Annotated in this window: 13 protein-coding genes; 12 read left to right on the top strand and 1 reads right to left on the bottom strand. The window is 45.5% G+C overall.

Annotation, left to right across the window (positions count from 1 at the left end; translation table 11 throughout):
• The first annotated feature begins 1 nt into the window (after position 1).
• The 5 genes from nuoF to DEHRE_RS11305 all read left to right on the top strand — a co-directional run bounded on the left by nuoF (position 2) and on the right by DEHRE_RS11305 (position 7,426).
• Positions 2–1,948, top strand: a complete 1,947-nt coding sequence (nuoF, locus tag DEHRE_RS11330; RefSeq protein WP_019225288.1) for an NADH-quinone oxidoreductase subunit NuoF — start codon at positions 2–4, stop codon at positions 1,946–1,948.
• Between the two features lie 115 nt (positions 1,949–2,063).
• Positions 2,064–4,739, top strand: coding sequence for a formate dehydrogenase subunit alpha (gene fdhF / locus DEHRE_RS14470; protein WP_083221838.1), 2,676 nt, complete (start codon positions 2,064–2,066; stop codon positions 4,737–4,739).
• Positions 4,740–4,983: 244 nt separating this feature from the next.
• Positions 4,984–5,820: an NYN domain-containing protein gene (locus DEHRE_RS11315; protein ID WP_019225289.1), complete on the top strand. Its 837-nt coding sequence runs from the start codon at positions 4,984–4,986 to the stop codon at positions 5,818–5,820.
• Positions 5,821–5,882: 62 nt separating this feature from the next.
• Positions 5,883–6,968 carry a chymotrypsin family serine protease gene (locus tag DEHRE_RS11310; protein ID WP_019225290.1) on the top strand — a complete coding sequence of 362 codons (1,086 nt, stop codon included), beginning with the start codon at positions 5,883–5,885 and terminating at the stop codon, positions 6,966–6,968.
• Positions 6,969–7,204: 236 nt separating this feature from the next.
• On the top strand, positions 7,205–7,426 hold the full coding sequence (locus DEHRE_RS11305) for a hypothetical protein (RefSeq protein ID WP_025206043.1): 222 nt from the start codon (positions 7,205–7,207) through the stop codon (positions 7,424–7,426).
• A 155-nt stretch (positions 7,427–7,581) separates the two neighbouring features.
• On the opposite strand, the gene DEHRE_RS11300 is transcribed toward DEHRE_RS11305, so the two are convergent.
• Positions 7,582–7,779: a hypothetical protein gene (locus DEHRE_RS11300; RefSeq protein ID WP_015043670.1), complete on the bottom strand. Its 198-nt coding sequence runs from the start codon at positions 7,777–7,779 to the stop codon at positions 7,582–7,584.
• 220 nt (positions 7,780–7,999) lie between these two features.
• On the opposite strand from DEHRE_RS11300, the gene DEHRE_RS11295 reads away from it, so the two are divergent.
• The 7 genes from DEHRE_RS11295 (at position 8,000) to groES (ending at position 14,074) form a co-directional block, all read left to right on the top strand.
• Positions 8,000–8,458, top strand: coding sequence for a MarR family winged helix-turn-helix transcriptional regulator (locus DEHRE_RS11295; protein ID WP_025206042.1), 459 nt, complete (start codon positions 8,000–8,002; stop codon positions 8,456–8,458).
• A 36-nt stretch (positions 8,459–8,494) separates the two neighbouring features.
• Positions 8,495–9,334, top strand: a complete 840-nt coding sequence (locus tag DEHRE_RS11290; RefSeq protein ID WP_019225293.1) for a DegV family protein — start codon at positions 8,495–8,497, stop codon at positions 9,332–9,334.
• A gap of 181 nt (positions 9,335–9,515) precedes the next feature.
• Positions 9,516–9,806, top strand: a complete 291-nt coding sequence (locus tag DEHRE_RS11285) for an ArsR/SmtB family transcription factor (RefSeq protein ID WP_019225294.1) — start codon at positions 9,516–9,518, stop codon at positions 9,804–9,806.
• 88 nt (positions 9,807–9,894) lie between these two features.
• Positions 9,895–12,354 carry a CoA-disulfide reductase gene (locus tag DEHRE_RS11280; RefSeq protein WP_019225295.1) on the top strand — a complete coding sequence of 820 codons (2,460 nt, stop codon included), beginning with the start codon at positions 9,895–9,897 and terminating at the stop codon, positions 12,352–12,354.
• Positions 12,355–12,555: 201 nt separating this feature from the next.
• A complete protein-coding gene (gene mobA, locus DEHRE_RS11275) occupies positions 12,556–13,173 on the top strand; it encodes a molybdenum cofactor guanylyltransferase (RefSeq protein WP_019225296.1) in 618 nt (205 codons plus the stop codon).
• An 18-nt stretch (positions 13,174–13,191) separates the two neighbouring features.
• Positions 13,192–13,527, top strand: a complete 336-nt coding sequence (locus tag DEHRE_RS11270; RefSeq protein WP_019225297.1) for a P-II family nitrogen regulator — start codon at positions 13,192–13,194, stop codon at positions 13,525–13,527.
• Positions 13,528–13,789: 262 nt separating this feature from the next.
• Positions 13,790–14,074, top strand: coding sequence for a co-chaperone GroES (gene groES, locus DEHRE_RS11265; protein ID WP_015043663.1), 285 nt, complete (start codon positions 13,790–13,792; stop codon positions 14,072–14,074).
• The last annotated feature ends 31 nt before the right edge of the window (positions 14,075–14,105 follow it).

The following is a 14,105-nucleotide window of genomic DNA, read 5'->3' as shown; positions in this document are numbered from 1 at the left end:
GATGAAGGTTTTAGCGAACCCGTGTTGTGAAAAATGTCATCATACAGCATCCACTCCCTGTTCCGATTATGTTCAATGCAGGGCGGAAGGGCCGTTGTGCCATGACGATGTTTCCTGCAAACAGCAGAGGCAGAAACTGATGTCTTTGATCCTGGAACCAGACAGAAAAAATAAGCAGGTTCTGGTCTGCAATGGAACAGGATGCTTTTCTTCGGGTTCCCAGACATTAATCGATCTACTCAGGGAAGGATTGGCTGAAAGGGGCATTCATACGGCTGACGTCCGCTCTACGGGCTGTCATGGTTTTTGCGAACAAGGGCCAACCGTGATCATTGAACCGGACAAGACTTTTTATACGAAGGTTAAAGCGGAGGACATTTCCGAAATCATCGAAAAAGATATTATACGTGATGAAAAAGTTGAAAGACTTCTTTACGAGGATCCGGTATCGGGGAAACTCGCGGCAAATTTTGAGACCGTGAATTTATTTGCCAAACAGAAACGGATCATCCTTGATAACTGCGGCAAGATCGACCCGGAGGAAATCAGCCATTATCTCGCTAAAGACGGCTACAAGGGTTTGGCCAAAGCGATTCAAACCATGAGCCCGGACGAGGTTGTGGAGGAAGTCAAAAAATCAGGATTGAGAGGCCGCGGAGGTGCAGGTTTTCCGACAGGGCTTAAATGGAGTCTATGCCGCCAGTCAGAGGGCACCAAAAAATATGTGATCTGCAACGCCGATGAGGGAGACCCCGGTGCGTTCATGGACAGGGGCGTTCTTGAAGGAGACCCGCATGCGGTGATTGAAGGAATGCTGATCGGAGCTTACGCGATTGGCGCTGACGAGGGTTATATCTACTGCCGGGCCGAGTATCCGCTCGCGATCGACAGGCTTAAAACCGCGATTGCCCAGGCTGAGGAAAACGGATTACTGGGCAATAACATCCTGAATTCCGGATTTAACTTCAAACTAAAGATCAAAGCCGGTGCAGGCGCTTTTGTCTGCGGCGAGGAGACGGCCCTGATTGTTTCCATCGAAGGCAAGCGCGGGATGCCGACGGTCAGGCCTCCTTACCCTGCCGTCAAAGGTCTCTGGGGGAAACCGACCAATATCAACAACGTCGAGACTTGGGCCAATGTACCGTATATTTTACGGAATGGCACAGACTGGTATACGCAATTCGGCACTGAAAAAAGCAAAGGCACCAAGATATTTGCTCTGACCGGCAAGGTCAATAACACCGGCCTGGTGGAAGTGCCGATGGGGATCACGCTGAGGGACATCATCTTTGATATCGGTGGCGGGATCAAGGACGGGAACCAATTTAAGGCTGTTCAGATCGGGGGGCCCTCCGGAGGCTGTCTGCCCGAGGAAATGCTGGATATTGAAGTCGACTATGATAATCTGACCGCCGCAGGAGCAATGGTTGGCTCAGGCGGACTGGTTATCCTTGATAATACAACATGTATGGTCGATATTGCCCGTTTTTTCTTAAGCTTTACCCAGAAGGAATCCTGCGGCAAGTGTACACCCTGCCGGGAAGGAACGAAGCGGCTTCTGGAAATCTTGGTTCGGATCACCAAGGGTGAGGGGCAAGCTGAGGACCTGAATACGCTGGAAAATCTGGCCAAAGTTATCAAACGGACATCACTGTGTGGTCTTGGTCAGACAGCCCCGAATCCGCTGCTCGCGACACTGCGCTATTTCCGTCACGAATATGAAGCCCATATCTTTGAGAAACGGTGTCCGGCACATGCCTGTACCGCGCTGATGGAATATACGGTCGACAATGAAAAATGCAAGCGCTGCGGGCAATGTTCCAAAGTTTGTCCGGTCGGCTGCATCACCGGGGATAAAGAGACACCCTATGTGATCGATACGCAGAAATGCATTAAATGCGGGGCTTGTCTGAAAAAATGCAAATTTAATGCAATTAGCTTAGCTTAGTATTTCAAATGGCTATCCAGATAAGCCTAAGAATGGCTGATCTGGTATTCGTTTATTTGAATGTCGAGTGATTTGTATTGTTTGCTTGGATGAAAAGTGAAAAAGGAGTGAGAGTGTGGAAAAGGTTCAACTCCAAATTGACGGAAAAACTGTATTGGCCTCAGCAAAATCTACGATTTTGGAAGCTTGCCGGAAAAACGGGATTTCTGTTCCGACACTGTGCCATGCTCCCGAACTGACCAACTGGGGCGCTTGCAGGTTGTGCATGGTCGAAGTAGAAGGCATGCGAAACCTGGCTACAGCATGTACGATGGAAGTACAACAGGGGATGGTCGTAAGGACTTCAACACCGGAAATTAGGGAAGCCCGCAGAACTATCCTGGAATTGATTTTAGCGAACCATGATATTGACTGCCTAACCTGCGAAAAGATGGGCAACTGCGATCTTTCCCGTTATGCTTATGAATATCAGGTTAAAGGAAATACTTTTCAGGGAGAGAAACGCTGCTCTGACCCGGACGACAGCAATCCGTTCATTTTTCGGGATATGAATAAATGCATTTTATGCGGCAAATGCGTAAGGGCTTGTGCCGAGATTCAGGTCAATAATGTTCTAGACTATTCCAAACGCGGTTTTGAAACTCAGGTCTCACCTGCTTTTAACCTGCCGTACGGTGACTCGGATTGTGTATTCTGCGGCTCATGTCTGGCCGTTTGTCCGGTTGGCGCACTGACTGAAAAACAAATGATCGGCAAAGGACGTCCCTGGGAAATCAAAAAAGTTCGGACCACGTGTCCTTACTGCGGAACAGGTTGCAATTTTGACCTGAACGTCAAGGACGGCAAAGTGATCGGAGTAACCTCCAGTTCCGATGCACCGGTTAATGGCAGGGCACTGTGTGTGAAAGGACGGTTTGGATATGATACGATCCACAGTCCGAACCGCCTGCAAGCTCCGTTGATCAGAAAAGACGGTGAACTGGTCGAAGCGGACTGGGATGAAGCCCTTGATCTTATCGCAGAGAAATTCACGGCAATCAAGGCCGAAAATGGCCCTGATTCGCTGGGTGCTTTAAGCTCAGCACGCTGTATCAATGAAGACAATTACCTGATGCAAAAACTGATGCGCGCAGTGATCGGAACTAATAACATCGATCATTGCGCCCGGACCTGACACGCTCCCTCTGTGGCCGGTCTGGCCACTTCATTTGGCTCGGGAGCTATGACGAACTCAATTGGTGAAATACCGCATTCTAAGGTTATTTTTGTGATCGGTTCCAATACGACTGAAGCTCATCCCGTCATCGGCGGCAAGATTAAGCAGGCAGTACGCAACGGCTGCAGACTGATTGTGGCCGATCCGAGGGGAATCGAGCTGACCGGGTTCGCCGAAGTCTGGATGCGGCTGCGGCCCGGAACAGACATCACGCTGGTCAACGGGCTGATGCATATCATTCTGAATCAGGGATGGGAAGATCGTTCCTTTATTGAAAAAAGAACGGAAGGATATGAAGGACTGAAGGTGATCCTTCCCAAATATACGCCCGAGTATGTCAGCAGGGTTACCGGGGTTCAGGAGGAACTTCTTTATCAGGCTGCGGAGATCTATGCTACAGCCGAAAGTGCCCAGATCTTCTATACACTGGGCATTACCGAGCATATCACCGGTACGGACAATGTGATGTCCCTGGCCAACCTTGCCATGCTGACCGGCAATCTTGGCAAAGAAAATTCCGGCGTCAATCCGCTGCGGGGACAAAACAATGTCCAGGGAGCCTGTGATATGGGCGCGCTGCCGAACTTCTTCCCGGGATATCAGAAAGTGGAAGACGAAAAAGCAAGAGACAAATTTGAAAAGGTCTGGGGAGTACCTTTAAACCCGAACAAAGGGTACATGATCCCGGATATGTTTGAAGCCTCTCTTAAAGGGAAGCTGAAAGCAATGTATATCATGGGTGAGGACCCGGTTTCAACGGATGCGGATGCCCACCATGTACGCAAGGGACTACAGGCACTTGACTTTCTGGTTGTCCAGGATATCTTCCTTACCGAGACAGCCAAACTGGCCGATGTCGTGCTTCCCGGCGTGAGCTACGCGGAAAAAACCGGAACATTTACGAATACCGAACGCCGCGTGCAAATGGTCAATAAAGCGGTTGAGCCTGCTGAAGGCGCCAAACCAGACTGGCAGATTATCAGTGCCATTGCCAATAGAATGGGTTCTGATTTCAACTATCATTCGACGGCAGATATCATGAATGAGGTTTCTTCACTGGCACCGCAGTACGCGGGTATTTCGCACGAACGTCTCGGAACGCATGGCCTGCAGTGGCCGGTTACCTGTGAGACTCATCCGGGTACTCCAATCCTGCATATGGATGGCTGCACGCGGGGCAATGGGCTGTTTATGCCAATTGAAGCCAGAGTTTCGGATGAGCTGCCGGATAAGGATTATCCTTTCCTGCTCAGTACCGGACGCAAACTGAGCCACTATAACATCTCGACGCGCTATTCAGACGTGTTAAGTGCTTATTCGGCAGAAGAATTCGCCGAGGTCAACCCTGAAGATGCCAGGAACCTAAATGTCTGTGACGGTGAGAAGGTCAGGGTCTCCTCACGCCGGGGTGAAGTGGATACAAAGGTCAGGGTAACGGACAAAGTTCCGCCCGGAATGATCTTCATGACGTTCCACTATGTGGACTCCCCGGTCAACGTTCTGACGAACGCAGCTTGCGATAAGGTCTCGGGTACGTACGAATACAAGGTGTGTGCAGTTAGAATTTCGAAGTAAAACAATACGGGCAGTTGCTAATTATTGTATCATCAAGGTAAATTTAAAGAATATGCTTGAAAGGCAAAAAATACAAAAATTTGTCACCGACTAAAAAAGTCTTCCTTCAGAGTTTAAATCTGAGGGAAGACTTTATTTTTTCTAGAAAGAAAATCATAGACTTTTGATAAACATAAGCCTGTCACTCCTTGTCCGAGGCAGACATATATTGATAGAGGAACAATGAGCAAAAGGGGTATCTTCATTGAAGGCAATAGCATTTGTTGATTACGAAAATATCTGGGAAGGCCTTCACGAATACGGCTACAGGCTGATGCCCGAGGAGTTTATTCAGCTCCTGGAGGACTATGCGGATCATATTGGAGTGGATCTAAAAGCCGTCTATTTGTATGCGAATTTTGACAAGGAAGAATTCTGGAGGACCCAAACTGCCTTTGAAAAGAAAAACATCTTCACGCGTCATGTCTATGGGAAAAATAACTATGTGAACACCGAAATCCGTGCAAATGCGGCGGATACGGAACTGATGCTGGAGGTTCAGGAAATTCTGGTGACCAGACCGAAATCTGCAGAACTATTTCTTTTATTTACAAGTGATGGCGATTTCCTGCCTATTATCCGAAGAATCCGTGCCTGGGGGAAAGAAGTCCGAATCATCGGTGTTAAAGACAAAATCAATCACTTGCTGATTCCTTACTGTGAAAGTCTGGATGTTTTCTTTAATCTTCTCAATAAGGATTCTGCCAAGTATATGCCGGTTGATGATTTTCCGATAGGAATCGAATTAATTGCTGAGATGCAGATGAGACTGCCCTATGTTGCTTCCACCAGGGCTCGGTCGTATTTAAGTACCAAGCTAGGAAGAACGGCCTCTGAAGTCAAAGATTTTATCCAGTACCTTTTGACGGAGAACTGCCTGATAGAAAAAGAATTCCGTGATCCAAACCTTGTCATCAAAAAGACCAAGATCTATTTGTTAAACCTGGTCAACCCATTGATCACAGAAATCCTGGGCAGTAATCTGACAGAACAGCTTGCAGCCCGTTATGCAAGATTGAGTTCAGAGATTGTTGAGAAGTAACGGAAGCCTGTCACCGATTGTCCTTTTTTCTCATAGGATATGGAAAAAAGGAAAGGTGTCCAATGAACGATCAGCTGCAAGAAATGTTGGCAATGCCCGGAGTCATAGGCTTTGGTAACGGGATTAAAGAAACCAATGGTCATCCGACGGGAACGGAAGCATTACTTGTTTTTGTCGAGAAAAAGATTCCCCGCTCGGAACTCAGGGACAATGAATGTGTACCAAATTTGATTAACAATATACTCACCGATGTCATCGAAATTGGGGAAATTTTTGCTCACAATGAAGCCAGTGGCAGGCGCGCAGCAGCACAAGGGTTCATTGTTTTCCTTCGAAACCTCGTGGGGAATCCCGCGAAAAATTTCCCCAAAACCCTGCACAAAAACCTGACCTCCAATTTTAATGCAAGAGCTACAACCAAAGAAAGAATAAATGCTGGTGACTTCCTGAGCCTCTGGAGATGGCTAATTAAAGAACGGGGAGGTTCTTCGGCGGTCAGCAGGACTTCTTTGATCAGACCTGCAGTCCCGGGTGTCAGTATTGGTCATTATCAGGGAAGAGCCGGAACCTTTGGAGCGTTAGTCTATGATCAAAAAAGCAGCCAGCCCCTGATCTTATCCAATAATCATGTCTTGGCGAACACATCGATGATGAGCAATGCCCGGGCCTCAATCAACGATCTAATTACTCAACCGGCAGGAATAGATGGTTCAAATGAGGCTATCGGTTATCTTGCAAGGTATGCGGCATTAAATGTTTACCCTAATCCGAATTGCGTGGACTGCGCTGTGGCCAAACCGGTAAGTGCCGCCGCTGTGAGTCCGGAAATATTGGAGATCGGTAAAGTTACGGGTGTGACTGAGGCCGCATCCGGCATGACGGTAAAAAAATCAGGGAGAACTACAGGACTAACGATTGGCAAAATCAGAGCAATTAATTCAACAGTAAAAGTCAATTATGGAGAAGGTAGAATTCTGTTATTTGAAAAACAGATCATTGCTTCCAAAATGTCTGAACCGGGCGACAGTGGATCCTTGGTTGTGGATCACAGAAACAGGGCTGTAGGTCTGCTATTTGCCGGCTCAAATCAAAGTACAATTATTAATCCGATTAATCAGGTTCTCGAAACACTTCAAGTAAAGTTCTAGCGCAGTTATTCAAACTCTGGTTTTGTACCTGACGTACATACCAGAGTTTTTTGACTGCCGCGAATGAACCGGCATTTATTGAATTGCTCGCAAATCCGGCGCTTTTTGAAATGGACTTTCTTTGGCATGGTTTGTGTATATTAAAAGAGGAGGGTTCCTGGCAAGGAATCCTCCGTAAGACCAGACGTTGCTGTTTGTGTTCCCTATTCCGAAACTGCGCTTATCTGAGGGCTAAAATGATCAATGCAATAAGCAAGATGACAAAGGCGATGATTAATACCGGAGAAAAGATAAAAAAGTTAATAATAAGGAATAAACTTGCTAAAACAACTCCGGCTATCAATCCCGGGATAAAACCAATAACAGGCGGTGGGGGGACTGGCGGAATCGGTGGAACAGGTGGATGTGGCGGAACAGGCGGAATAGGGGGCAAAGGTGGTCCAGGGGGGAAAGGGTAACGATTACAGCAACAGCCGCCCAACCGTTGATCAAAAAGCAATGACATTGAAATTCCTCCTCTTAAGATGAAGATAGGGCCCAGAGGGCTTTAATAAGATAAGAGGAACATGGGCTGCCCCAAAAATATTTGGACAGCCGCAAACTGCATATCCCTTTAGAAACTCAAACGGAAAATGACGACTCCGAGAAGCAGCAAGATCAGACCGGCCAGAATCGCGATTGGGTTAACGATTGAAGGCCAGGCAACTAAAAATAACCCCAGACCAGCGGCAGCAATTGCACCAATCAATCTGAGGACAGGGAAAGACTCTGACGAATCTACTTCCTGCGTACGGATAACCTGTTGAAGCATTGTATGGTCCCCTTTCTTCTTGTGTCACAGCATCGACTTGTCTTTTTATATTATTCGGCTTGTCTGAGGTATGTTCATAATCCAAGGGGTTTTATGGTATTTTTTAAAAATTATTTCTAAAAAATATATTTCGAATTGACAAAAACATTGGCCTGACATATAGTAAAACTAATTTAGTTTGAGCGTCAAAACAAAGAAGTATGATGGTAAGTGGTGCTTTATGAATAATCTTTATGGGACTTTAAATGAACTCCTGGTAAAACTATTCAACGACATTCTCCAAATCGAAGAACTGTCCCTTAAGGAGAATGAATTTAGCGACCTCTCTATTACAGAAATACATGTAATTGAAGCAATTGGCCTCACAAAGCGCAACATGTCTTCTGTAGCCAGAGACTTGGATATTACGATCGGGACTCTTACCTTTTCGGTTAACAACCTTGTGCAGAAAGGCTATGTGAACCGGATCAGAAGTGATGATGACCGACGGATTGTGCTAGTTTCTCTTACCGACAAAGGTGTACAGGCTTATAAGCATCACGCCGGGTTTCATGATGAAATGATCCAAACAACCATTTCCCGACTTTCGGATGAGGAAATGGAAGTACTTGTCTCGGCTCTCGAAAATATTAACGGGTATTTTAAGGTCAAGTACAATTTGAAAAAAAGAGAAAAATAACAGAGCAAGCTGCACAGACACGGGAGGTTGGAAAGAATGTCAGTTAGAATTATTACGGACAGTACAAGTGATCTCCCCGGCTATTTGATAGAGAAATATAACATTATTGTCGTGTCGTTGAAAGTCCTGTTTGGGGAAGAGGAATATAGAGACGGCGTTGATATTACCAACGAAGAGTTTTATGCCAAAATGGCAAGACATAAAGAACTACCGACGACAGCCCAGGTGAATCCGGGTGAGTTTGTCGAGGAATTTACCAAACATGTAGACCAAGGCGATGAAATCATCGGTATTTTTATTTCTTCCAAGCTGAGCGGAACGTATAATTCCGCTGTAATGGCCAGGGAGATCATAAATAAGGGCAGAATCTATGTAATCGACTCTAATAGCGCTACTTTCGGACTTGGACTATTGGTCGTTGAGGCAGCCGAGATGGCTGCTGCAGGTAAAAGTGCGGAGGATATTGTTCAAACAATTGAGATTCTGAAAGATCAGGTTCAATTCTATGGCGTTATTGACAATCTAGAGAATCTGAAAAAAGGCGGAAGACTATCAGCGACCAGTGCATTTGCCGGCAGTATCCTGGGTATAAAGCCAATTATTTCTATCAAAGACGGAGCGGTCATTGTCGTAGGAAAAGCCAGAGGAAGAAAGAAAGCCTTCTTTTGGATTCTGGAGAACCTAAAAAACAACCATGTGGATTTAAATAATAAGAGAATTTGTATTGCGCAGGCTGCAGCACCTGAGAGTCTGGAGGAATTTAGACAGATCATTCTCAAAGAATATGTGCCAAAAGAAATTGTGGTATTTTCGCTGGGCCCTGTGATTGGAACTCACGCTGGCGCAGGCTGCATAGGAATAAGCTGTTTCGGATAGGGAAGCAGACCCGTTTATGATGATTCGCCCCGCATCTTCAGTAGGAGGTGCGGTTTTTTAGCATCACAAAAATAGAATTTACGGATAGAGGAAAGAAAAGAATGAATAACGGTAATGATAGAATTGACAAATATATTTATATATCTTAATATTCAAATATAAGAATATGGAGGGGATTTGCTTGTTGACTTATAAGGATAATCTGGTTTATTTCGAAGAAAAGGCGGATATATTAAAAGTACTTTCCCACCCTGTCCGGCTTTGCATTGTCAAAGGCCTGATGGAAAATGGGGAAAACAATGTAATGAGCATGCAGAATTGTCTGAGTATTCCGCAGTCGACAATTTCTCAGCACCTATCTGCGTTGAGAAATAAGGGGATCATAAGGGGTAGACGCGAAGGACTCGAGGTTTTTTACTCGGTTCAGAATCCGCTAGTGAAAAAGCTGATCCATCTGATGTTTTTCGAATGATGCTAAATATTTGAATTTGAATATTAAGCCAATTAAACTAAAAAATAAATTATTGAAAATAATATAGGGTCGAGGAGGTCGTTATCTAATGCGTAAAAAAATTGTGATTGTCGGTGGGGTGGCTGGAGGAGCAACCACTGCTGCAAGATTAAGAAGACTCGATGAAAAATCGGAAATTGTTATATTCGAAAGAGGGGAACATATTTCTTTTGCGAATTGCGGACTGCCCTATTTTATTGGAGGCGTGATTAAAGGACGGGATAAACTTCTTGTCCAGACCGTTAAAGGAATGACAAACAGATTCAATCTGGACATCCGGACAAAATCAGAAGTAATCGCGATTAATCGGCAGGATAAAAAGATCCAGGTAAAAAACCTCGACACGGGTGTCGTCTATGAGGAAAGCTATGATATTCTAATTCTTTCGCCCGGAGCGAGTCCTATCGTTCCGGGGATTGAGGGCAGCACCGGAAACCCGAGGGTATTCTCGCTTCGAACAATTCCCGATGCCGAAGCCATTGACAGTTATATTGATCAAAATCAGGCCAAAACAGCGGTCGTTGTAGGCGGCGGATTTATCGGCCTGGAAATGGCCGAAAACCTGAAAGAACGTAACCTTGATGTCTATCTGGTTGAAGCTACCGATCAGGTACAGCCCTCACTGGATTATGAAATAGCGAGTCTTCTGCACACCCATCTCCGCGAAAAAGGTGTCAGGATGATTCTTAAGGACAGTGTCGTGAAGCTTGAAGGATCAAAGGTCTATCTTCAGAGCAGCCAGGAGATTGAAGCAGATATGATCGTGATGGCTATCGGCGTTCGTCCGGAAAACATGCTCGCTGTTCAGGCCGGCCTGGAGACCGGCGAAAGAGGAGCTATCCGGGTCAATGGATATCTGCAGACCAGTGATGAAAACATCTATGCAATCGGTGATGCGATTGAAGTAAAAAACTATGTCACAGGACTTCCGACAAACATACCTCTGGCCTGGCCGGCAAACAGACAGGGCAGGCTTCTGGCCGACAATTTGTATGGCAACCGTAAGCCTTACCGGGGGACTCTAGGAACTTCTGTTGCCAAAGTATTTGATTTGACGGCCGCTTCCACGGGCATCAATGAAAAAACAGCAGCTAAAATGGGAATACCGTATAGGGTCATTCATATTCACCCCAATTCCCATGCCGGATACTATCCAGGTTCGACAGTGCTCGATATGAAGATGGTCTTTACTGAAGACGGCAAAATACTTGGTGCGCAGGCCGTCGGGCGCAAGGGTGCAGAAAAGAGAATTGATGTAATTGCAACGGCTATCAAAGGCAATTTAACGGTTTATGACCTTCAGGATCTGGAATTGGCCTATGCACCGCCTTATTCCTCAGGGAAAGACCCGGTCAATATGATTGGGTATGCCGCGGCCAATTTGCTGGATCATATGGTCAAGACTGTTCAATACCATGAAATCGACGATATTGTCGCTGCTGGAAACATTTTGGTTGACGTCAGGCAACCTGAAGAAGTAGAACTGGGCAAGATCAACGGGTCAATCAATATCCCGCTTCCGGAGCTCAGAAAGAGGCTTGGGGAGTTGCCGAAAGATAAGCCGGTTTACCTGACGTGCCAGATTGGCCTTAGGGGATATATTGCGGCTAGGATCCTTCAACAGCATGGTTATGACCCGATCAACCTTGACGGAGGTTTCCGGACGTATACCAGTGTTTACTGGGCGGTTGAAAAGAAGGATAAAGGAGCGGTAAAAGTTGATGATACCGGAAAAGCTTTTACCGAATCCCCGGAGGCCAAAATCGCAGCGGATAAAGTGATCGACTGTTGTGGTCTACAGTGTCCTGGACCGATCAAACAGGTATTTGAAAATATGAAACTCCTAGAAGGAGGCCAGGTCCTGGAAATCTTGGTTACGGATCCCGGCTTTGCGAGGGATATTGAGGCCTGGTGCAGCAAGACCGGCAATACGCTGCTTAAAACAGAATTAAACGGGGATTATCTGAAAGCCTATCTGCGCAAAGGAAGCGTGAAGCCCGCCGACCAGCCGCAGGTAAACGTTGTGGTGGAGGAAAAACCCAAGAGCGCGACGCTGATTGTATTCGAGCAGAATATGGATAAAGCCTTGGCCTCATTTATCATTGCAACCGGTGCGGCATCCATGGGTAAAGAAGTGACGATGTTTTTCACATTTTGGGGGCTGAATATTCTTAAGAAACATGACGCGCCTAAGGTAAGCAAGGATTCCCTGGAGAAAGCCTTTGGCATCATGATGCCCCGCGGACCAAGAAAACTGCCTATCTCCAATATGAATATGGGTGGTATGGGTGCGAGAATGATCAAGTATGTCATGAAAAAGAAAAATGTTGATAGTTTAGAAGAACTGCTGCACAATGCGATGAAAATGGGTATTAAGATCGTAGCCTGCTCCATGTCGATGGATGTGATGGGCATCAAGAAGGAAGAACTGATCGATGGCGTAGAAATCGGCGGTGTTGCCACAATGCTTGCCAAGTCTGAGGAATCAAACTTGAATCTATTTTTCTAAGACATAAAATAGTTAATTTTTAAGATCTTCCAGCTTTATTGAGGAAAATAATTTATGTAATTTCCACTGAAAATATGGTAGATTATTAAGTACAGACTTAGTACCTGATATACCATTATAATTATTTTAGGGTTTACAAGTATTAGAAGGTATTTCGCAGGGCACGTCTAAATAGTAACGTCTGAATATGTTTGAAGGTAGATGGGCGTGGAAAAGAAAAAGCTGGAGATCACAGGAGTGCTATTTGCCGGAGGAGAAAGCAAAAGAATGGGCCAGAACAAGGCATTCCTTGAGATAGGCGGAAAACCGCTTCTGGAAAGAAATCTGGAAGTGCTGGACAGTATCTGTAGTGAAGTCCTTATCAGCTGCAGGGAGCCTGAACAATATTCTGGATACGGTTATCAGGCGGTTGCCGACCAAATCAAAGGTAAAGGGCCGATGGGCGGGCTGTATTCCGTCCTTCCGGTGGCTAAGTATGACTATGTCTTCGTGGCTGCCTGTGATATGCCGTTCTTAAACAGTGAAGCCATTGCCTATATTTATGAACGGATTGAGGATTATAAGTTGGTTCTCCCGTATGTTCGGGACAGACTACATCCGCTGCACGCCTTTTACCACAAAAAAGTGCTTAAAGTTGTCGAGAAACGGATTAAAGAGGACAAACTGCGTCTATTTGATATTGCTGATGAATGCAGGCATAAGATCGTGAATATTTCTGAGGAGATGGAAGGCAGCATGCTGAAGGAAATGATCGAGGAAAGTTTCCTGAATGTCAATACGCCTCAGGAGTGGGAACTCATTTTACAAAAAATCCAATAATGCTTTGGGGAGGCTGGAATGAAAAAGATTGAGGCAGTAATTCGCAGCAATAAACTTGACCAAGTGGAAAAGGCGCTTAGTAATTTGGGAATCAGCGGGATTACCGTATCTCAGGTACTTGGCTGGGGAAGGCAGAAAGGGAATATCACCGAGGTTTACCGCGGAACGGAAGTATCCGTCCGGCTGCTGCCCAAAGTCAAACTCGAAATCATTGTCAATGATTCGGAAAGTGAAAGCGTTCAGGAAACCATCAGGGAGAATGCCCTAACCGGTAAATTTGGCGACGGCGTCATCTGGGTGACCGCTGTTGAGGACTTTCGCCGGATCCGTACCGGAGAAAATTTTCTTGATTAAAATCTGCTAACAGTAATGAATAAATAAGGAAAATTACGGTTATTCTATATAACGTATTTATTAAGCGTTATAGCAATTTAAAGATTGATGAAGAAAATAAGTGATAATCAATTCTAATCGTCCGTAGTTATGCGTGGATGGGGTTGCAATACTACCAGACGTTGCATATTATTATACCTAGGTATTAGCACTCATCTTGATTGAGTGCTAACAATAAAGCGAAATATAAAAATATAAAGGTTTCAAGGAGGGAAATTATTTTATGAAACTCAAACCGTTGGCTGACAGGGTAATTATTAAAGCGGTCCCGTCTGAGGAAAGAACTAAGAGCGGGATCATTATGCCCGACACCGCAAAAGAAAAGCCTCAGGAAGGCGAAGTGATTGCCGTAGGTCCTGGAAAAGTTGAAAAAGGGGAAAGAATCCCAATGGAAGTTAACGTCGGCGACCGCGTGATTTATTCTAAATATGCCGGCACAGAAGTTAAATATGACGGAAACGAATATTTGATTTTAAGAGAAGCCGATATTCAGGCAGTCATTGGTTAAGTAACAGCCCAGTATTACTTATCAGATAACA

Source organism: Dehalobacter restrictus DSM 9455, from assembly GCF_000512895.1.
Lineage (GTDB): Bacteria > Bacillota > Desulfitobacteriia > Desulfitobacteriales > Syntrophobotulaceae > Dehalobacter > Dehalobacter restrictus.
Note: the sequence above shows the minus strand (reverse complement) of the source record. Positions and strands in the feature narration are given on the sequence as shown.

What these genes read in the sequence shown, in the direction of transcription:
- mobA (WP_019225296.1), top strand. Translation starts at nt 12,556, where the DNA reads ATGGGCGTGGAAAAGAAAAAGCTGGAGATCACAGGAGTGCTATTTGCC.
- DEHRE_RS11295 (WP_025206042.1), top strand. Translation starts at nt 8,000, where the DNA reads ATGAATAATCTTTATGGGACTTTAAATGAACTCCTGGTAAAACTATTC.
- DEHRE_RS11270 (WP_019225297.1), top strand. Translation starts at nt 13,192, where the DNA reads ATGAAAAAGATTGAGGCAGTAATTCGCAGCAATAAACTTGACCAAGTG.
- groES (WP_015043663.1), top strand. Translation starts at nt 13,790, where the DNA reads ATGAAACTCAAACCGTTGGCTGACAGGGTAATTATTAAAGCGGTCCCG.
- DEHRE_RS11310 (WP_019225290.1), top strand. Translation starts at nt 5,883, where the DNA reads ATGAACGATCAGCTGCAAGAAATGTTGGCAATGCCCGGAGTCATAGGC.
- DEHRE_RS11280 (WP_019225295.1), top strand. Translation starts at nt 9,895, where the DNA reads ATGCGTAAAAAAATTGTGATTGTCGGTGGGGTGGCTGGAGGAGCAACC.
- nuoF (WP_019225288.1), top strand. Translation starts at nt 2, where the DNA reads ATGAAGGTTTTAGCGAACCCGTGTTGTGAAAAATGTCATCATACAGCA.
- DEHRE_RS11305 (WP_025206043.1), top strand. Translation starts at nt 7,205, where the DNA reads ATGATCAATGCAATAAGCAAGATGACAAAGGCGATGATTAATACCGGA.
- DEHRE_RS11290 (WP_019225293.1), top strand. Translation starts at nt 8,495, where the DNA reads ATGTCAGTTAGAATTATTACGGACAGTACAAGTGATCTCCCCGGCTAT.
- DEHRE_RS11300 (WP_015043670.1), bottom strand. Translation starts at nt 7,779, where the DNA reads ATGCTTCAACAGGTTATCCGTACGCAGGAAGTAGATTCGTCAGAGTCT.